Annotated in this window: 23 protein-coding genes and 1 tRNA gene; 20 read left to right on the top strand and 4 right to left on the bottom strand. The window is 67.1% G+C overall.

The annotated features are described in order from the left end of the window. Window positions 1-138: 138 nt before the first annotated feature. The 10 genes from ccmD to ACO06P_RS13145 all read left to right on the top strand — a co-directional run bounded on the left by ccmD (window position 139) and on the right by ACO06P_RS13145 (window position 8,479). Complete coding sequence (gene ccmD / locus ACO06P_RS13190; RefSeq protein ID WP_420345701.1) at window positions 139-366, top strand: heme exporter protein CcmD; 228 nt, start codon at window positions 139-141, stop codon at window positions 364-366. An 11-nt stretch (window positions 367-377) separates the two neighbouring features. Next, window positions 378-830, top strand: coding sequence for a cytochrome c maturation protein CcmE (gene ccmE / locus ACO06P_RS13185; protein ID WP_420349633.1), 453 nt, complete (start codon window positions 378-380; stop codon window positions 828-830). Next, window positions 827-2,821, top strand: coding sequence for a heme lyase CcmF/NrfE family subunit (locus ACO06P_RS13180; protein WP_420345700.1), 1,995 nt, complete (start codon window positions 827-829; stop codon window positions 2,819-2,821). The genes ccmE and ACO06P_RS13180 overlap by 4 nt, the downstream gene beginning before the upstream one ends. 9 nt (window positions 2,822-2,830) lie before the next feature. Continuing rightward, window positions 2,831-3,373: a DsbE family thiol:disulfide interchange protein gene (locus tag ACO06P_RS13175; RefSeq protein ID WP_420345699.1), complete on the top strand. Its 543-nt coding sequence runs from the start codon at window positions 2,831-2,833 to the stop codon at window positions 3,371-3,373. Continuing rightward, window positions 3,370-3,900: a cytochrome c-type biogenesis protein gene (locus ACO06P_RS13170; RefSeq protein WP_420345698.1), complete on the top strand. Its 531-nt coding sequence runs from the start codon at window positions 3,370-3,372 to the stop codon at window positions 3,898-3,900. Before ACO06P_RS13175 ends, ACO06P_RS13170 begins: the two co-directional genes overlap by 4 nt. After that, complete coding sequence (ccmI, locus tag ACO06P_RS13165; RefSeq protein ID WP_420345697.1) at window positions 3,897-5,111, top strand: c-type cytochrome biogenesis protein CcmI; 1,215 nt, start codon at window positions 3,897-3,899, stop codon at window positions 5,109-5,111. The genes ACO06P_RS13170 and ccmI overlap by 4 nt, the downstream gene beginning before the upstream one ends. A gap of 206 nt (window positions 5,112-5,317) precedes the next feature. After that, entirely contained in the window at window positions 5,318-6,076 is a 759-nt protein-coding gene (locus tag ACO06P_RS13160; RefSeq protein ID WP_420349632.1) for an ABC transporter ATP-binding protein, read from the top strand. Between the two features lie 58 nt (window positions 6,077-6,134). Next, window positions 6,135-6,914 carry an ABC transporter substrate-binding protein gene (locus tag ACO06P_RS13155; RefSeq protein ID WP_420345696.1) on the top strand — a complete coding sequence of 260 codons (780 nt, stop codon included), beginning with the start codon at window positions 6,135-6,137 and terminating at the stop codon, window positions 6,912-6,914. A 128-nt stretch (window positions 6,915-7,042) separates the two neighbouring features. Next, a complete protein-coding gene (locus ACO06P_RS13150) occupies window positions 7,043-7,735 on the top strand; it encodes an ABC transporter permease (protein ID WP_420345695.1) in 693 nt (230 codons plus the stop codon). A gap of 3 nt (window positions 7,736-7,738) precedes the next feature. After that, window positions 7,739-8,479, top strand: coding sequence for an ABC transporter permease (locus ACO06P_RS13145; RefSeq protein WP_420345694.1), 741 nt, complete (start codon window positions 7,739-7,741; stop codon window positions 8,477-8,479). A gap of 26 nt (window positions 8,480-8,505) precedes the next feature. Here ACO06P_RS13145 and ACO06P_RS13140 read toward each other — a convergent pair whose 3' ends face one another. Continuing rightward, window positions 8,506-9,144 (bottom strand): hypothetical protein, encoded by a 639-nt coding sequence (locus tag ACO06P_RS13140; protein ID WP_420345693.1) that lies wholly within the window; start codon window positions 9,142-9,144, stop codon window positions 8,506-8,508. Between the two features lie 72 nt (window positions 9,145-9,216). On the opposite strand from ACO06P_RS13140, the gene ACO06P_RS13135 reads away from it, so the two are divergent. Then, window positions 9,217-9,888 (top strand): helix-turn-helix transcriptional regulator, encoded by a 672-nt coding sequence (locus ACO06P_RS13135; RefSeq protein WP_420345692.1) that lies wholly within the window; start codon window positions 9,217-9,219, stop codon window positions 9,886-9,888. A gap of 61 nt (window positions 9,889-9,949) precedes the next feature. Here ACO06P_RS13135 and ACO06P_RS13130 read toward each other — a convergent pair. Further along, window positions 9,950-10,025 (bottom strand) — tRNA-Ala (locus ACO06P_RS13130). Between the two features lie 319 nt (window positions 10,026-10,344). Here ACO06P_RS13130 and ACO06P_RS13125 point away from each other — a divergent pair. The 3 genes from ACO06P_RS13125 to folD all read left to right on the top strand — a co-directional run bounded on the left by ACO06P_RS13125 (window position 10,345) and on the right by folD (window position 12,115). Further along, on the top strand, window positions 10,345-10,653 hold the full coding sequence (locus ACO06P_RS13125) for a YggT family protein (protein ID WP_420345691.1): 309 nt from the start codon (window positions 10,345-10,347) through the stop codon (window positions 10,651-10,653). Further along, entirely contained in the window at window positions 10,643-11,017 is a 375-nt protein-coding gene (locus ACO06P_RS13120; protein ID WP_420345690.1) for a DUF167 domain-containing protein, read from the top strand. The genes ACO06P_RS13125 and ACO06P_RS13120 overlap by 11 nt, the downstream gene beginning before the upstream one ends. 171 nt (window positions 11,018-11,188) lie before the next feature. After that, on the top strand, window positions 11,189-12,115 hold the full coding sequence (gene folD / locus ACO06P_RS13115) for a bifunctional methylenetetrahydrofolate dehydrogenase/methenyltetrahydrofolate cyclohydrolase FolD (protein ID WP_420345689.1): 927 nt from the start codon (window positions 11,189-11,191) through the stop codon (window positions 12,113-12,115). A 31-nt stretch (window positions 12,116-12,146) separates the two neighbouring features. Here folD and ACO06P_RS13110 read toward each other — a convergent pair whose 3' ends face one another. Then, a complete protein-coding gene (locus tag ACO06P_RS13110) occupies window positions 12,147-12,461 on the bottom strand; it encodes a DUF3253 domain-containing protein (RefSeq protein ID WP_420345688.1) in 315 nt (104 codons plus the stop codon). Between the two features lie 134 nt (window positions 12,462-12,595). On the opposite strand from ACO06P_RS13110, the gene ACO06P_RS13105 reads away from it, so the two are divergent. The 3 genes from ACO06P_RS13105 (at window position 12,596) to ACO06P_RS13095 (ending at window position 15,194) form a co-directional block, all read left to right on the top strand. Further along, window positions 12,596-13,282 (top strand): NnrU family protein, encoded by a 687-nt coding sequence (locus tag ACO06P_RS13105; RefSeq protein ID WP_420345687.1) that lies wholly within the window; start codon window positions 12,596-12,598, stop codon window positions 13,280-13,282. A gap of 207 nt (window positions 13,283-13,489) precedes the next feature. Further along, window positions 13,490-14,203 carry an alternative oxidase gene (locus ACO06P_RS13100; protein ID WP_420345686.1) on the top strand — a complete coding sequence of 238 codons (714 nt, stop codon included), beginning with the start codon at window positions 13,490-13,492 and terminating at the stop codon, window positions 14,201-14,203. Window positions 14,204-14,267: 64 nt separating this feature from the next. Beyond that, window positions 14,268-15,194, top strand: coding sequence for an AraC family transcriptional regulator (locus tag ACO06P_RS13095; protein WP_420345685.1), 927 nt, complete (start codon window positions 14,268-14,270; stop codon window positions 15,192-15,194). Between the two features lie 63 nt (window positions 15,195-15,257). Here the strand turns inward: ACO06P_RS13095 and ACO06P_RS13090 are convergent, their stop codons facing one another. Then, entirely contained in the window at window positions 15,258-15,920 is a 663-nt protein-coding gene (locus ACO06P_RS13090) for a PAS domain-containing protein (protein ID WP_420345684.1), read from the bottom strand. 216 nt (window positions 15,921-16,136) lie between these two features. Between ACO06P_RS13090 and ACO06P_RS13085 the strand changes: the two genes are divergently transcribed. From ACO06P_RS13085 to ACO06P_RS13075, 3 genes are all read left to right on the top strand, one after another. Next, the gene (locus ACO06P_RS13085) at window positions 16,137-16,919 is read left to right on the top strand and encodes an AzlC family ABC transporter permease (protein WP_420345683.1); all 783 of its coding nucleotides are present in this window, start codon (window positions 16,137-16,139) and stop codon (window positions 16,917-16,919) included. Then, window positions 16,909-17,226 (top strand): AzlD family protein, encoded by a 318-nt coding sequence (locus tag ACO06P_RS13080; RefSeq protein WP_420345682.1) that lies wholly within the window; start codon window positions 16,909-16,911, stop codon window positions 17,224-17,226. Before ACO06P_RS13085 ends, ACO06P_RS13080 begins: the two co-directional genes overlap by 11 nt. Before the next feature lie 113 nt (window positions 17,227-17,339). Continuing rightward, complete coding sequence (locus ACO06P_RS13075; RefSeq protein ID WP_420345681.1) at window positions 17,340-17,546, top strand: hypothetical protein; 207 nt, start codon at window positions 17,340-17,342, stop codon at window positions 17,544-17,546. Window positions 17,547-17,605: the final 59 nt, after the last annotated feature.

Raw genomic sequence — 17,605 nt, 5'->3', positions numbered from 1 at the left:
CCGTAGATTTGTCCACAAGAACGGCTTGGTCCACAGGCAAGGACTGGCGGCCCGGCGGATGAAGCCAAGCGGCTTGGAAATGGTCACGACCGGACGGGCTCTGCTGAAAGGATAAGAGAGATCGCAGCGTTTTTTGATATGGGCGGCTACGCGGCTTTCGTCTGGCCTTCGCTGGGCCTCACCTTCGTCGTGATGCTGGGCCTGCTGGTCTCGACGCTGCGGCAGCTGCGCATCCGCCAGCGCCGCCTTGCCGCACTGGAGGCCGAGGGCGCCTCGCGCCGGCCGCGCGGGGGCTCTCTGCGCGGACAGGCGCCCACGGTGACACGCAACGGAGGCGACGAGCGCTCCGGGGAGGCGGCCTCTTGAGCCCCGGACGTATGACCCGCAAGCGGCGACGCCTCTACATCGTCGTCATGGCCATGGCGGTGTTCGGCGCCGCGACGGCCCTGGTTCTGGCGGCGCTGGACGAGAACCTCGACCACTTCCGCAGCCCCAGCCAGCTGATCTCCGAACCGCCTGCGCCCGATCGCGGGATCCGCCTCGGCGGCCTTGTGGAAGAGGGGTCGATCGAGCGTTCCGACGACGGCCTCTCGGTTACCTTTCGGGTCACCGACCTCAGTGAATCGGTCTCGGTCTCCTACGTCGGCATCCTGCCGGACCTGTTTCGCGAGGGGCAGGGCGTTGTGACCACCGGCAGCCTGCGAAGCGACGGCACCTTTGCGGCCCGCGAGGTGCTGGCGAAACACGATGAGAACTACATGCCGCGTGAGGTGGTTGATGCGCTGAAGGCCTCGGGCCAGTGGCGCCATGGCGAGGAAATCCCGCAATGATCGCAGAGCTCGGACACTTCGCGCTGATCCTGGCGCTCCTGACCGCGGTGGTGCAGGGCAGCCTGCCAATGATCGGCGCGGCGCGGGGATACGCGCCCTGGATGGCCCTGGCCGCCCCCGCCGCGCTGCTGCAGGTGGCGCTGGTGGCGCTCTCCTTTGCGGCGTTGACCTACGTTTACGTCGTCTCCGACTTCACCGTGGTCAACGTGGCGGAGAACTCCCACTCCGCCAAACCGATGCTCTACAAGGTCACCGGCGTCTGGGGCAACCACGAAGGCTCCATGGTGCTGTGGATCCTCATCCTGGCGCTCTTCGGCTCCATGGTCGCCTTCTTCGGCGGCAACCTGCCGCCCAGCCTCAAGGCCCGCGTGTTGGGCGTGCAGGCCTGGATCGGCATCGGCTTCCTGCTGTTCACGCTGCTGACCTCCAACCCCTTCCTGCGCGTCTTTCCGGCGCCGGCGGACGGCCGCGACCTGAACCCGCTGCTGCAGGACCCCGGCCTCGCCTTTCACCCGCCGCTGCTTTACGCCGGCTACGTCGGCTTCTCGATGGCCTTTTCCTTCGCCATCGCCGCCCTGATCGAGGGCAAGCTGGATGCTGCCTGGGCGCGCTGGGTGCGGCCCTGGACGCTGCTCGCCTGGGCCTTCCTGACCGCCGGCATCGCGCTCGGCTCCTGGTGGGCCTACTACGAACTGGGCTGGGGCGGCTGGTGGTTCTGGGACCCGGTGGAAAACGTCTCCTTCATGCCCTGGCTGCTGGGCACGGCGCTGCTGCACTCCGCCATCGTGGTGGAGAAGCGCGACGCTTTGAAGGTCTGGACGGTTTTGCTGGCGATCCTCACCTTTTCGCTCTCTCTGATGGGCACCTTCATCGTGCGCTCGGGCCTGCTGACCTCGGTGCATGCTTTCGCGACCGATCCGGAGCGCGGCTTCTTCATCCTGATCCTGCTGCTCATCACCATCGGCGGTTCGCTGCTGCTCTTCGCCCTGCGCGCGCCGGTGCTGAAGCCCGGCGGCCTCTTCGCGCCGATCAGCCGCGAGGGCGGCATGGTGCTGAACAACCTGTTCCTGGCGGCGGCCTGCGGGACGGTCTTTCTCGGCACGCTCTACCCGCTGTTCCTGGAAGCCATCAACGGCAGCAAGGTCTCCGTCGGTCCGCCCTTCTACAACGTCACCTTCGTGCCGCTGATGGTGCCGCTGATCTTCATGATGGCCATGGGGCCGCTGATGCCGTGGAAGCGGGCCGATCTGGCGGGCGTTTTCGCGCGCCTGAAGCTGGCCGCCCTGGGCGCCCTGGCCGGCGCCGCGATCACGCTTTATCTGCGCGAAGGCTGGCCGGTTCTGCCGGCCGCGGCCATGGGACTGGCAGCCTGGCTGTTCGTCGCCAGCGTCGTGGAGTGGGGCGAGCGCATCAAACTGTTCCGGGCGCCTCTGGGCGACAGCTGGCGGCGCGCCCGCAACCTGCCGCGCGCGGCCCACGGCATGACCCTGGCCCATGCCGGCATGGCGATCGCCGTTGCCGGCATGATCGGCGCCTCGGTCTGGAACCTGGAGGAGGTGCGCAACCTGCGTCCTGGCGAGTCCATGCAGGTCGCCGGCTATGACTACCGCTTCGACGGTGTCGAGCAGATCCAGGGGCCGAACTATCTGGCCGACCGCGCCCAGATCACCGTCACCCGCGACGGCAATCCGGTGGCGGTGCTGACTCCGGAGAAGCGTCTCTATCCGGTGCAGAACATGCCGACGACCGAAGCGGCCATCCACACCACCTGGGTCGTCGATCTCTACGCCGTGATCGGAGATGCCGACGGCCGTGGCGGCTGGACCGTGCGGATCTTCCACGAGCCCCTGGTGCCCTGGATCTGGATCGGCTGCATCGTCATGGTGCTGGGAAGCCTGGTTTCCCTGAGCGACCGGCGCCTGCGCATCGGCGCGCCCAGCCGCAAACCCGCGGCGGTGCCCGCCGGCGGCCATCCTGCGGCGGCGGAGTAGGAGGCGAGAATGACCCAGCGGCTTCTGCTTCTGCTGCCCTTGCTGCTGTTCCTGGTTGTGGCCGGCTACTTCCTCTGGGGGCTGTCGCCTGACCGGGACCCGCAGGCGCTGCCTTCGGCAATGATCGACAAGCCCACGCCCACCTTCGATCTGCCGCCGGTACCGGGGCTGGAGCAGCCGGGCTTCTCCACCGCCGACCTCGGCAAAGGCGAAGTGGTGGTGGTGAACTTCTTTGCGTCCTGGTGCGTGCCCTGCCGCGCCGAGCATCCCTACCTGACCGACCTGGCGCGCCGCACCGGCGTGCCGCTTTACGGCATCAATCACCGCGACAAGCCGGAGGCCGCCGTCGCCTGGCTGGAGGAACTGGGCAATCCCTACAGCCTTATCGGCGCCGACAGCGGGCGCGGCGCGGTGGAGTGGGGCGTGTCCGGCGTGCCGGAGACCTTCATCCTGGATGGCGAAGGGCGTGTCCGCTATCACCACCGCGGGCCGATCCTCGGCCAGTTGCTCGAGGACGAGATCGAGCCCATGTTGCGCGCGCTCAGGCAATGAGACTGCTGGTTCTTGTTTTCTTCGTTCTCGGCTCGGCGACGGCCTGGGCGCTGGAGCCGGACGAGATCCTGGCCGATGCCGCGCTGGAGCAGCGCGCGCGCGATCTCTCCCAGGAGATCCGCTGCGTCGTCTGCCAGAACGAAGCCATCGATTCCTCGAACGCCGACCTGGCCAAGGAGATGCGCCTGCTGGTGCGCGAACGTCTGGTCGCCGGCGACAGCGATCAGCAGGTGCTCGACTACCTGGTGGCGCGCTACGGCGACTTCGTCCTGTTGCGCCCGCCGGTGAAGCCCGGCACCTACGTCCTCTGGTTCGGCCCTGCCGCGATCACGATCCTCGGCATTCTCGGCGTCTTTGTCTTCCTGCGTCGCCAGCGCCGCCCGGCGGCCGCGGCCGTTCAGCCGCTGAGCGCGGAGGAAGAGGCGCGGCTGGCCAAACTGCTGGACGCGCCTGAAGGGCCGGATGCGGAGCGGCGCGGCGGCGCGCAAGCGAGGCCTGCGCAAGAGGATACGGCGGAGCGGTCATGATCTTCTGGATCCTTGCCGCCGCACTGACCGCGCTGGTCGTCGCGGTGCTCGTCATTCCGCTGTTGGGCCGCCCGAGAGACCACGACACGGCGGCGCACGGCGCAGGAGAGCACAGCTCACGGGCGGCCTACGACCAGACCGTCTACCGCGATCAGTTGCGCGAACTGAAGGAGGATCAGCGCCGCGGCCTGCTGCCCGAGGCCGAGGCCGAGGCGGCCAGGCGCGAGGTCGAGCGCCGACTGCTCCGCAGCGACGCCGAAGCCCGGAACGCCGGTGGCACCGCGTCCTCGGCGCCCCTGCTGCGAAGGCTCGGCGCGGCCTTCATCGTGCTCCTCATGCCGCTGGCCGGTGTGGGGCTCTACCTCGGTTACGGGACCCCCGGCCTGCCGGGTCTGCCCTTCGCCGAGCGCCAGGGCGGCAGCAGCCAGGAGGCGGAGATGCTGGTCGCGCAGCTGGAGGCGCGGCTGGCCGGCAATCCTGAGGACGCCGAGGGCTGGCTCGTCCTGGCCCGCGTCTATGAACGTATGGGGCGCTATCAGCAGGCGGCGGAGGCTTACCGCCGGATCATCGACCTGGGGCGAGGCGGCGCCTCGGTGCACGCTTCGCTCGGCGAGGTGCTGGTGGCGGCGGACGGCGGCCAGGTCGGCCGCGATGCTCGCCTCGCCTTCGCCCAGGCGATCGAGATGGACCCCGCCAACCCGCGGGCGCGCTATTACGCCGGCATGGCGATGGCCCAGGACGACCGCCTGGCCGACGCGCTGGCGGTGTGGCGCGGGTTGGAAGCCGACTCGCCGCCGGACGCGCCCTGGCGCCCGCTGCTCGAACGGCAGATCGCCAATGCCGCTGCGAGCCTTGGGGAGGCGTCTCCCGAGACGGCCCGCGAAGCGCCTCCTGGCGCGCCGGCCGGTGGTGAAGCGCCCAGGGGGCCGAGCGCCGCCGACATCGAGGCGATGCAGGCACTCTCTCCGGAAGAACGCGATCAGTTTATTCGCTCCATGGTCGATAGTCTCGCAAGCCGCCTCGAGGAACAGCCCGACAACCCGGAGGGCTGGCTGCAACTGGCCCGGTCATACACCGTTCTGGGCGATGTGGAGGCGGCCGGGCGCGCCCTGGAGCGGGCCGCGCCGTTGGTGGAAGCGATGCCCGCCGATGCGCCCGCGCGCGCCGCCCTGCAGCAGCGGCTCGACGCCCTGCGCGCCACTCTGCCTTAACCTTCCGCGCCGCCAGCCTACCCCGCCCAACGCCGCCGCAAGGCCCGGGAAACCACGCCCCGACAAAGGTTTTGCTTGGCAGGGACCACCCGCCTGCCTTACCGTCGCCTTCAAAGCGTCACGCAAGAGGCGCGTCGGGACAGGGAGCTAGAACCAGGGTGGCATTGGCGGATACGGGCCCCGCAGCAGCCGCCGCACCGGCGGCTTTGGAGGCCGAAGACGTCCACAAGTCTTTCGGCAATCTGGAAGTGCTGAAAGGCGTATCGATCACGGCCTGCGAAGGCGACGTGATCGCCATGCTCGGGTCCAGCGGCTCCGGCAAGAGCACCTTTCTGCGCTGCGTGAACCTTCTGGAGAAGCCGAATGCCGGCCGCATCACGGTCGGCGGCGAGACGCTGCGTCTGGTTCCCGGCAAACACGGCGAGGGGCTGGTGGCGGAAGACGCGGAGCAGATCCGGCGCATCCGCGCGCGCCTTGCCATGGTGTTTCAGAGTTTCAACCTCTGGTCTCACATGACGGTGCTGGAAAACGTGATCGAGGCCCCGATCCACGTTCTCAAGCGCCCGAAGGCGGAGGCGACAGCCTACGGCGAGGAGATCCTGCAAAGGGTCGGTCTCTACGACCGCCGCGACTACTATCCGGCCCATCTTTCCGGCGGCCAGCAGCAGCGCGTCGCCATCGCGCGGGCACTGGCCATGGACCCCTCGGTGATGCTCTTCGACGAACCGACCTCGGCCCTCGACCCGGAGCTGGTGGGCGAGGTGCTGCGCGTCATCCGCAGCCTTGCCGAGGAAGGCCGCACCATGATCGTGGTGACCCACGAGATGGGTTTCGCCCGTGAGGTTTCGACCGAAACCATCTTCCTGCACGAGGGCCGCATTGAAGAAGCGGGACCGCCGCAGGAGGTCTTCAACAATCCGCGCTCCGAGCGCTTTCGCCAGTTTCTCGAAGGAACCCTGAAGTAGCGGGTTCCCGCCGCGAAGACATGAAGGTCAGAACCAGAATGCATAATGGAGGCAAGTTGTGAAAAAACTCATCGCTGCGGTCTTTGCGACCGCTGTGGCCGTCGGCGCGGTCGGCGCCGAAGCCAAGGACTGGACGAAGGTCCGCATCGGCGTCGAAGGCGCCTATCCGCCGTTCAGTCAGGTGACCGCCGACGGCAAGCTGGTCGGTTTCGATATCGACATCGCCAACGCGCTTTGCGAGCAGATGCAGGTGGAGTGTGAGCTGGTCACCCAGGACTGGGACGGCATCATCCCGGCATTGAACGCACGCAAGTACGACGCCATCATCGCGTCGATGTCCATCACGCCGGAGCGCAAGGAGAAGGTCGACTTCACCAACAAGTACTACCAGACCCCGGCCAAGTTCGTGCGCAAGAAGGGCTCGGGCATCGAGATCACTCAGGACGGCCTGAAAGGAAAGTCGGTCGGCGTTCAGCGCGCCACCATTCACGACAACTTCGTTACCGAGGTTTACGGCGACGAGGTCGAGGTGAAGCGCTACGGCACCCAGGACGAAGCCTACCTCGACATGGTCGCCGGGCGCGTCGATCTGCTGCTCGCCGACTCCATTGCCCTGGAAGACGGCTTCCTGAAGACCGACAGCGGCAAGGACTACGAGTTCGTCGGTCCCGACTTCACCGATCCGCAGTACTTCGGCGAAGGCGTCGGGATCGCCATCCGCAAGGGTGAGGATGAGCTTCGGGAGATGCTGAACGCGGCCATCGATGCGATCCGCGCCAACGGCGTCTACAAGTCGATCCAGGACAAGTACTTCGACTTCAACGTCTACGGCAGCTAGGGCGGCCTCGACGATGTGAACCGGAAGCGCCACCGTCGGTCTCTCGGCGGTGGCGCTCTGTCTTTTTGATCGGACAACTCTTGGCGTTTCGACCCTCAAGACCCATGGGAGCAGGCTGATCTCGGGCCATGGATGAGCTTTTCCAAAGGCTGCCCTTCATTCTCGAAGGATCGCTGATCACCATCTCGGTGTCGCTGGTCTCGGCGGTCGTTGCGATCGTGCTGGGGCTGATCACGGCAACCGCCAAGCTTTCCCGCTCGCGTCTGGCCAAGACTATCGCCGGCGTCTACACCACCGTCATCCGCGGCGTGCCCGATCTGGTGCTGATGCTGCTGATCTTCTTCGGCGGCCAGCTGCTGGTGAACTACATCGCGCTGGAGTGGTTCGGCTACGAGGACTACATCGACGTCAACGCCTTCATCGCCGGCACGCTCACCATCGGCTTCATCTTCGGCGCCTATATGGGCGAGACCTTTCGCGGGGCCATTCTGGCGGTCCCGGTCGGACTTCTGGAAGCCGGCTATGCCTACGGCATGTCGCAGCGGCAGGTCTTCTTCCGCATTCTCATTCCGCAGATGATGCGCCATGCCCTGCCGGGCATCGGCAACAACTGGCTGGTGCTGATGAAGACGACGGCGCTGGTCGCGGTGATCGGGCTTAACGAGATGGTCTTCCGCGCCGGTCAGGCCGGCGGTTCGACCCGCGAGCCCTTCGTCTATTACCTCGTCGTGGCGCTGCTCTTCCTGCTGTTCACGACGGTATCGATCTGGGGTCTGCGCTGGGCGGAGAAGCGCTACAGCGTTGGCGTGAGGACGGCCTAGGCCATGGATTTCACGCCGGTCATCGACAACTTCGACCTCTACCTGGAAGGGCTTTGGACCACCGTCCGCCTGGTCTTCTTCGCGCTCGTCCTCGGGTTCTTCCTGGCCGTGCCCTTCGCCATCATGCGCACCTCGAAGAACCCGGCGGTCAACGGGCCGGTCTGGGCCTTCACCTATTTCTTCCGCGGCACGCCGCTGCTGGTGCAGATGTTCCTGGTCTACTATGGCTTGGGACAGATGCAGTTCATGATCGAACTCAGCCAGCAGCCGGCCTTTGAGTTCCTGCAGGATGCCTACTGGTACGCGCTCTTCGCCTTCACCCTGAACACCGCCGCCTACACCACCGAGATCTTTCGCGGCGCCATTCTCGGCACGCCCTACGGCGAGGTGGAGGCGGCGCGGGCCTGCGGCATGTCGAAGGTGCAGATCTACCGCCGCGTCATCCTGCCCAGCGCCTTCCGCCGCGCCCTGCCGGCCTATTCCAACGAGGTGATCTTCATGCTGCACGGCTCGGCCATCGCCAGCGTGATCACCATCGTCGATCTGCTGGGCGCGGCGCGGATCGTCAATTCGCGCTACTTCACGCCCTACGAGGCCTTCATCTCCGTCGGCGTGCTCTACTTCTGCATCACCTTTGCGCTGATCGGCGGCTTCAAGCTGTTGGAGAACCACTGGTTCGCCCACCTGCGCCCGCGCGAGGAAACCACCGCCAGGCGCAAGACCAAGGTGAGTCAGGCCGCCTGACGGGGCCGGGCGGTCCGTTCCCGCCGTCAGGCCAGGACGAACCAGAAGTCCAGATCGACGCTCCGGGGGTCGAACATCTCCAGAAGCTGGCGGCAGGTGTTGTTGTCCTGGTAGCCGAAACAGATCTCCCGCGCCGCGCCCAGGTTCTGCACGAAGGCGACCTCCGCATAGGTCGCCGGATCGATCCGCGCGAGAAAGTGGGCGCGGCTCTCCGGCCGGCGCGAGAGGTAGTCTGCCTCGATCTGCGCGGAGACCTCGAGCAGGCGGTCTTCGTCGAACGCTTCCCCTGCGACGGGGCGGAAGCTGCCGAACTCGACGCAGGCGAAGTCTTCCGGCAGGGCCGGGAAGTCTTTCAGGATGCGGCTGGGCGTCAGCCTTATGCTTTCCGGCTTCAGGAGCGCCGCCATGGCCTGCGACGCGGCGGCCTGCGGATGGGCCTGCACCATCGCGTCATAGCTCGTCTGATCGACGGCCAGGATAAGGTCGGCGAAATGCCCTTGCAGATTTCCCAGAAAGCAATGCGCGGCGATGCCCGCCTGATGGTCGAGGAAGCCGCGCCGCCAGTCCAGGACCGCCTCGATCAGGTCCGAGGCATTCACCGCCTCGCGCTTTTTGTATCGCGCGAAGCCGAGGACGGATAGTGTTCCGAGGGTCTTGTTCATCATGCCGGCCGCTCCAGTCGTGTTCCGATGCAGTGGTCCTAGCGGCCCGGCGTGTCAGAACCTGTCAGGGGTGCCATGCGGACACAGCGACTCTTTCTGCTGCTCGACATCCTGCGCAGCAGCCGGCGGCCGATCTCCGCGGCCGCGCTTGCCGGGCGCCTGGGTGTCTCGCAGCGCACCGCCTACCGCGATCTTTCCGCGCTTGCGCAGATGGGCGCACCGGTCCGCGGTGAGCCGGGCCTGGGTTACCAGTTGGAGCGAGGGTACTTCCTGCCGCCGATCCGCCTGGAGCGCGAGGAGTTCGAGTCCCTCGTCATGGCCGTCAAGCTGCTCGCGGCGCGCGGCGACCAGCGGCTTGCCCAGGCGGCGCAGGCGGCCCTGGGCAAGATCCGCGCAGTGACGGCGGAGGATGGCGAGGGCGCGGCGGAGCGGAGCTATCACGCCCATTCCTCCGCAAGCGCGCTTGCGGGAGGGCGGCCCTTTCTGGGGCCGCTGCGGCAGGCCATCCGTCACCGCAACAAGGTGGCGCTCGGCTATTGCGATCTTGACGACAGGCCGAGCCGGCGGACGGTGCGCGCGCTGGGGCTCACGGCCTTCGATACGGTCTGGCTGTTCACGGGCTGGTGCGAACTCCGGCAGGATTTCCGCAACTTCCGCCTCGACCGCATCGTCTCGGCCCGGGCGCTTCCCGGGCGCTTTCCTCCCGAGCAGGGCAAGGAACTCACCGACTATCTGAGGACGTTGTGAGGGCGTTGTGACTGGCCGCGCTGGCGGCGGGTCCGGCATTGTGACAAAGGAAGGGAGGGGTTGGTGGAGCTGAGGGGAATCGAACCCCTGACCTTCGCATTGCGAACGCGACGCTCTCCCATCTGAGCTACAGCCCCGTAAACCCGGGCGCCGTCAGCCGGTTCCGTCGGCTTCGGCATGGGAACTGCCTGCGGGTACTGAACGGCCCGCAAGCGGCGGGATAATGTGGACAAGGCCGGAAGCTGTCAAGCACCGGCTTGCTGCGGCTTTGCCGGGCATCGCCGCCGAAAGCCCCGGCCTTGGTTCTGCGGGCGGCCCTTGCGCGGGAGGCCTGGGACCGGCTCCCCGAACGCGCCTTGCCAATCTCTTGTTTACCGTCAGTCCCGGCGATAGGGTAGCGCCGGCTGGTTTCCGAATTCTTTCCTTTGTCTTGGAAAAGGATGCAAGTAAAGGTCAATGATCATCCTGAATCCCCTCTTTAATGTCATCCAGATCGCCCTTTGGCTCTATCTTTGGGCGATTATTCTTTCGGCCATTCTCAGTTGGCTCGTCCATTTCGGGGTGATCAACACGCGCAACCAGTTCGTCAGCATGATCGGCGAGTTCCTCTGGCGTATCACCGAGCCGGCGCTGCGCCCGATTCGCCGCTTCATGCCGAACCTCGGCGGCATCGATATCTCGCCGATCATCCTCATCCTCGTCATCTATTTTGCGCGCGACCTGCTGGGCAACATCCAATACAGCCTCAACGTCGGTGGGGTCTGACGCCGGTCCGTTTCGTGCCGCCGCCCAGGGCCTGCTCGTCGACGTCCGTCTCCAGCCCGGGGCCCGCCACACGCGGGTCGACGGCCTTGCCGTGCTGGACGACGGTGCCAGGGTTCTGAAGGTCCGCGTTTGCGCGCCGCCGTCCGAGGGCCGGGCCAATGCCGCACTGCTGGAACTCCTGGCGAAGGCCTGGAAGCTCCCGAAATCCTCCCTCAGCCTCGCCGCCGGTCGACAGGCCCGGCGCAAGACGCTGCTGGTGGCCGGCGGTGCAGCGCCCCTGAAGCGCCGGCTGGACCTCTGGATGGCCGAGCTGCTGCTGGATCGAGACCGGGGCCAAGAGGAGCGCCGATCTCCGGCTCCATAATCCCCGGCTCCATGCTCCTGGCACCATAGACGTCGGATCTGAGGCCCTGGACGGCGGTTCTGGACGGGTCTAGAAAGCCGGCCTCGGTTGAACTTTCAGCCGCCGGGCCCGGGTGCCGGCCCGGGCGAACGGCAAAGGGCCGCGGCGATTTTGCAGCAGGGAGTTTCAGCAGTGAGCGATACAGCAGTTTCCGCCGCGGCAACGGTGATCGACGGCAAGGCCTTTGCCCAGGGGCTGCGCGGCCGCGTCGCCGCCGCCGTCGAAGCTCTGAAGCGCGACCACGGCCTGACCCCGGGCCTTGCCGTCGTGCTGGTGGGCGAGGACCCGGCAAGCCAGGTCTACGTGCGCTCCAAGGGCAAGCAGACGGTCGAGGCGGGCATGAACTCTTACGAGCACCGCCTGCCGGAGACCGCGAGCCAGGATACGCTGCTGGCCAAGGTCGCGGAGCTGAACGCCGACCCGGCCGTGCACGGCATTCTGGTGCAGCTGCCGCTGCCGCCCCAGATCGATGCCCAGACCGTGATCGCCGCCATCGACCCCAACAAGGATGTCGACGGATTTCACGTGACCAACGCCGGCCGCCTGATGACCGGTGCCACCGGGGCTGCGGCGCCGCTGGTTCCCTGCACGCCGCTTGGCTGTCTGATGCTCCTGAAGCACCATCTGGGCAGCCTCTCGGGGCTCGATGCCGTGGTGGTCGGCCGCTCCAACATCGTCGGCAAGCCCATGGGTCAGCTGCTGCTGGCCGAGAGCTGCACGGTCACCATTGCCCACAGCCGGACCCGCGATCTGCCGGCGGTCTGCCGCGGCGCCGATATCCTGGTGGCCGCCGTCGGGCGGCCGGAAATGATCCGCGGCGACTGGGTGAAGCCCGGCGCCACGGTCATCGATGTCGGCATCAACCGCATTGACGCTGGAGGTGGCAAGACCCGGCTGGTGGGCGACGTCGCCTTCGACGAGGCGGCCGCCGTGGCCGGGGCGATCACCCCGGTGCCGGGCGGCGTCGGGCCCATGACCATCGCCTGCCTGCTGGCCAACACGGTGACCGCCGCCTGCCGTGCGCAGGGCCTCACCCCGCCCGAGCTGGACGCGGGCTGAGCCCTCTCGTTCTCGGTCTTGCAGGCTTTCTTCAGGCTTGGGGCGGGAGCGCCAGGCGGATGACCCCCTTGATGGGGGCATTGGGGTCCTGGGGCTGGCCGCGGCGCAGGATGACGATCCGCCCGCTGCGGGCCAGATAGAGCGCCTGCTGGCGCACGGCGCTCAGGTAGCGGCGCCAGAGGTCCGGCGGGTCGCTGCGGCGCCGCCGCGGTTCGGCGAAGGCCTTGGCCACCTGGGCCGGCGTGAGGCTTTCCCCCGCCGCGGTCGCCAGCAGGTCCAGGATCAGCCGCGCGACGGGATCGAGGGCTGTGCCTTCGGCAGCTTGGGCGTCTTGATGCTCAGTCATCAGCGCTGTGTAACACGAGCGGCCCCCGCGGGTCCCGCCTCAATGCTGCCGGTCCATAAGGTGGGATGCACGAGAGGCGCGAATCGCTGGACGCCTTGCGCTTCTCTCCCCATATTGCAGCCATGTTGGGGTCTATGAACGCGCTGATTGCCGCCGCGGCGCTCTTCGTCGGGGGCCATTTCCTTTTGTCCAGTGCGCCGCTGCGGGCGACCCTGATCGCCCGATTTGGCGAGAGGATGTTTCGCGGGTTCTACTCTCTGGTCATGATTGGATCCTTGACCTGGATGCTTTTCGCCTATGGTGCCGCCCCCTATGTTGCGCTCTGGGTGACCCCGCTGGGCCTCTATTGGCTGCCCGTGATCGTGATGCCCTTGGCCGCTATCCTGATTGTCGCCGGCCTGACCACGCCCAACCCGACCATGGTCGGGGGCGAGCGCTTGTTGGCAGAGGGCACGGGCTCGCCCGCCGTCGGCATCTTCTCGATCACCCGGCATCCTTTTCTCTGGGGAACCGGCCTCTGGGCGGTCTCCCATCTGCTGGTCAACGGCGATCTGCCCTCGATCATTCTGATGGGGGGGATTGCGGTGCTGAGCTTCGCAGGCATGGTCCATATCGACCGCCGCCGGGAAGCCGCCCTGGGGGCCGCCTGGGGCCCGATGAAGCTGACCACCAGCCTGCTGCCTTTCGGGGCGGTGCTCGCGGGGCGCAGCAAGATTGATTGGCACGGCATCGGATGGTGGCGGCCGCTGCTCGGCCTCGCGCTCTATCTCGGCCTGATGCATATCCATCTCATGGCCTTCGGGGTGTCGCCGCTGCCATAGGCCTGTCCTCGGGCAACTTGCCCCCAAAGATCCCCCTTTTTCCCGGCGGCGCTGCGTCGGAATGACGCTCTTGGACCCGCTCCGGCGCTTCCCACATCAAGGAAGGAAGCCGGGAGAGCACGCCCCTGAAGCGCAGGTTTTGGGCGCTTCGATGTGCCAGGCCGACAAAACCCTGGACGGCGGCACTCCCTTGTCAGGAGCCGTATCATGAGCAAAACCGCAGAACTCCCCAGCACCGCTGACCTCCACAGCCACTACCGCCCGCGCGGTCTTTCCGACCGTCTGGCGCTGCTCACCGTCAAGGTGCTCCGCGCCGCGATGGATCTCTTCTTCCGCAAGCGCTACGGGCATCGCGCCGTGATGCTGGAAACCGTGGCCGCCGTGCCGGGCATGGTCGGCGGCGCCCTGCAGCACCTGAAGGCGCTGCGCAAGATCCAGGACGACCGCGGCTGGATCCGCACGCTGTTGGAGGAGGCGGAGAACGAGCGCATGCATCTGATGACCTTCATCCATGTCGCCCGGCCGTCGCGCTTCGAGCGGCTGCTGATCCTCGTGGCCCAGGGGCTGTTCTACAACGCCTACTTCCTGCTCTACCTCTTCGCGCCCAAGACCGCCCACCGGGTCGTCGGCTACCTTGAGGAAGAGGCCGTGGTGTCCTACACCCGCTACTTGGAAGCGATCGATGCCGGGCTGCTGCCGAACGGGCCGGCGCCGCAGATCGCCATCGACTACTGGGGCCTGCCGGCCGATGCGGACCTGCGCGCCGTGGTGGTTGCGGTGCGCGCCGACGAGGCCGGCCATCGCGACGTCAATCACGGCTTCGCCGACGATCTGGCGGGCCTGTCGCAGCCCGCTGCGGCCCCGGACAGATCTCCCGGGGACTCTCCCGGCACGCCCCCCGACTGGCCCCAGGCGGCGTGAGCGGGGCGCCGGAAACAGCAATTTCGTACAAGGGTTGACCGGCCGTCTGCGCTAGACTTCGGCCATGGGGATCGATCAGCAGACGGCCTACGCCCAATCCAGCGATCGGGCCGGCAGGCGGCGCAAGGCGGATAGCCGGGCCGGCGAGCGGCCCGGGGACAGCGTGCGTTTCTGGCGGGAGCGGCGCTATGACGACCTCGAGTGCCTGAAAGCGCGCTACTACCGCCACAGCTATACCCCCCATACCCACGACACCTTCGCGGTCGGCGTCATCCTTGCCGGGGCGGAGGCCTTCCGCTATCGCGGGGCCCGTCACATTGCCCCGGCGGGCAGCCTCGTGGCCGTCAATCCCGATGAGCTGCACGACGGCGAGCCGCACAGCGACAGCTATGCCTATCGCATGTTCTATCCCTCGGTGGGTCTGATCCAGCGCCTCGCCGACGAGCTGAGCGAAGATGGCCGTGCGGGGGCAAACGGGCTTCCGGCTTTCCGCCAGGCCGTCATCCACGACCCGAAACTGGCGGCGCGTTTCATCAACCTGCACAGCCTTCTGGAACATCGCTCGCCGAAGCTGGCGGTGGACGAAGCCTTCACCGGCGCGATGACGGAGATGGTGCGGCGCTACAGCGTCATCGATCCGCAAGGCCGCCGTCTCGGCCGGGAAAGCCATGCCGTGCGCCGTGTCCGCGCCCTTATCGATTCCGAGTTTATGCAAGACCTGACCCTTGCAGCGCTGGCAGCGGAAGCAGGCTTCAGCCGCTTCCACCTGCTGCGGGCCTTCCGCCGCGAAGTGGGGATCACGCCGCATGCCTACATGACCGGGCGGCGCGTTGCCGCCGCCAAGGCCCTCTTGGCGGGCCCCGAGCCTCTCAGTGCCGTCGCCGTGACCTGCGGGTTCTACGATCAGAGCCATTTCACCCGGTCGTTCAAGGGCTGGACCGGCCTCACCCCCGGCCAGTACCGCAGCGGCCTGACCCAAGAAGCCGCCTGACAAGAAGCAGTCTCATAAGAAGCCGTCTGGCCAGATGAAGACGGTCAGCCCGACGGTACCCGTCTAGTCATGCTCGGCCGGAGGTTTTGCGACGGGTATCGGCGGTGATGTGACCACAAGCTCCTCGCCCGCGCCGTCGTCGTGCATGGGAACGTTGCAGACCAGGAAGCGCCGTACTTCCCCCTCGCATCCCAGCGGCAGGATCAGCCGGTGCCAATGGCTGACGGTGATGGAGGGCGGCGCCTGATGCACGGTGAGGAGGGGCTTCCGCAGGGTCACCGCCGCCTCGTAGCAGGCGGCGAAGAACCGCTGGATCGCGCCCGTGGTGGCGACCTCCCAGACGCTCTTTCCGGTCATGTCGAACCCCGACACCTCGGCGATCTTGGTCCCGTAGAGGGCATAGCGGAAGTCGCCCGGACCGATGCCCGGACCGGTGAGCACATCGATGAGCATGAGATAGCCGAGCGCGGGGCGCAGGTCCTCCGGCTCCACCTTGATGCGGTCGGGGATGCCGCCGACCCTCGGCAGCGACCGCCAGTAGCGGAGCACCTGACGCAGCATCTCGGTCGGAAGATCGTCCTCTCCCGGATCGAGCTTCAACCGCAGATCCTCGATATCGACCTGGAGGGCCAGCGCCGCATCGCGCCCGCTTTGTGCAGCCGTGCCTGGTGCCGTCAGGTGGCGCACGATCCGATCGGCCAGGGCCTGAACAGACTCACTTTCCATAAACGATTGAACTATCTTTCCTCATAAGGTTTCAAGCGCGGCGGCAGTACAACTCTCAGGTATGCCGAATATAGGTTGTATAAATCGCAGATTTTCTCTCATTAGTCGATAATCTGAATGCCTGCCGGGCAACATTTTACAAGACCGCGCTCGTGCGCCTGCGGCACCGTGGCAGCCGCTCGCGCGAACAACGGCAGTCAGGACCTCGGGACCTTCATGAAGAACCAGACGACGGCACCCCACGGCTGGCGTGCTCCGGCGGGGCGCGGCGCGGGCGGCGGCGAGTTCGCGGCCGGCGTGGCGCGGATCCTGCCGCTGCTCATCGCCGTCGTGGTTTATGGCCTGCTGTTCGGCACCCTGGCGGCACAGAAGGGGTTGTCGCCGCTCGAGACCGCCTTGATGAGCGCCACCGTTTTTGCCGGCGCTTCGCAGTTCGTGGCGGTGGAGATCTGGACCTCGCCGCCCGCCATTCTCTTGCTCGGCGCCACGGCACTCATGGTGAACCTGCGCCACATGCTGATGGGTGCGGCCCTGGCGCCGTTCCTGCAGGGCTGGTCGCGGGGCCAGATCTACGGCGGCCTGTTTTTCATGGCCGACGAGAACTGGGCCTTTGCCCTGCAGCGCACCGCCAAGGCGCCCCTGACCCCTGCCTATTACCTCGGCCTCGCGCTGCCGCTCTACGGCGGCTGGATCGCCTGCACGACCCTGGGCGCCATCTTCGGCGGCTTCGTTCAGGACCCGGCACGCTACGGCCTCGACTTCGCCTTCACGGCGGTTTTCCTGACCTTGCTGGCCGGACTGTGGAAGGGGCGGCGCAGCCTCCAGCCCTGGCTGGTCAGCGCGCTGGTGGCGGTTGCCGCCTATCTGCTGCTGCCCGGCGTCTGGTACATCGCCCTCGGCGGTCTGGCCGGCGCCTTGGTCGGCGCCTTCCAGGGGCCGCCGCCCGCCGCCGAAGCCGCACCACCAGCAGCGCCGCGGGAGGCCGGCGATGACACCTGATCTCCTGCATCTGGACCCGCTGGTCGTTGCCGCCATCGCGGCCATGGCGTTTGCCACCTATGCGACACGGATATCCGGATACTGGCTGGTGCGCCGCACCGCGGTGCGCGGCCGCCTGGCAGGGGCGCTGGAGGCTGTGCCGGGCGCCGTGCTCACCGCCATCATCGCCCCCATGGCCTTCGCCACCGGTCCGGCGGAAAGCCTCGCCGCCGCGGCGACCGTGCTGCTGGCCCTGCGCCTGCCGCTGATCGTATCGGTGGCCGGCGGCTGCCTGGCGGTGGTGGCCCTGCGGATGTTGCTGGGTTAAGGGTCGGCGATCCGGCGGGGAGGAAGGGGGCGACAGCCTCTGCGGCTGCATGCTAGGTTCTGCGTCTGCCTTTCTTTTTCCATTCCCTTAAAACTGACTTGATTGGGGCGAATATGGCTACCAATGCAGAAATTGCTGCGCGCCTGTTGCGCGACGCGGCGGGCTTCTTCCGCACCGTGGGAGAGCAGAACGCGCCCCTGAAGGAGCACATGGACAAGAACGCCCAGGCCTTTGAGGTGATGGCCGAGCGGGTCGAGGCCGACCCCCTGGGCGAGGCCTCCTTCGGTCAGCCGCCGGCCGAGGGCGCGCCGGAGGACTAGCCCACAGGAAAAGCTCCGAGGAAAAGCTCAGACGTTTCGCCCCGAGGGTAAACCCGAAG

The organism is Pelagibius sp. (assembly GCF_965227505.1).
Taxonomy (GTDB): domain Bacteria; phylum Pseudomonadota; class Alphaproteobacteria; order Kiloniellales; family Kiloniellaceae; genus Pelagibius.
The sequence above is the reverse complement of the archived record's forward strand: the minus strand, read 5'-3'. Positions and strand labels throughout refer to the sequence as shown.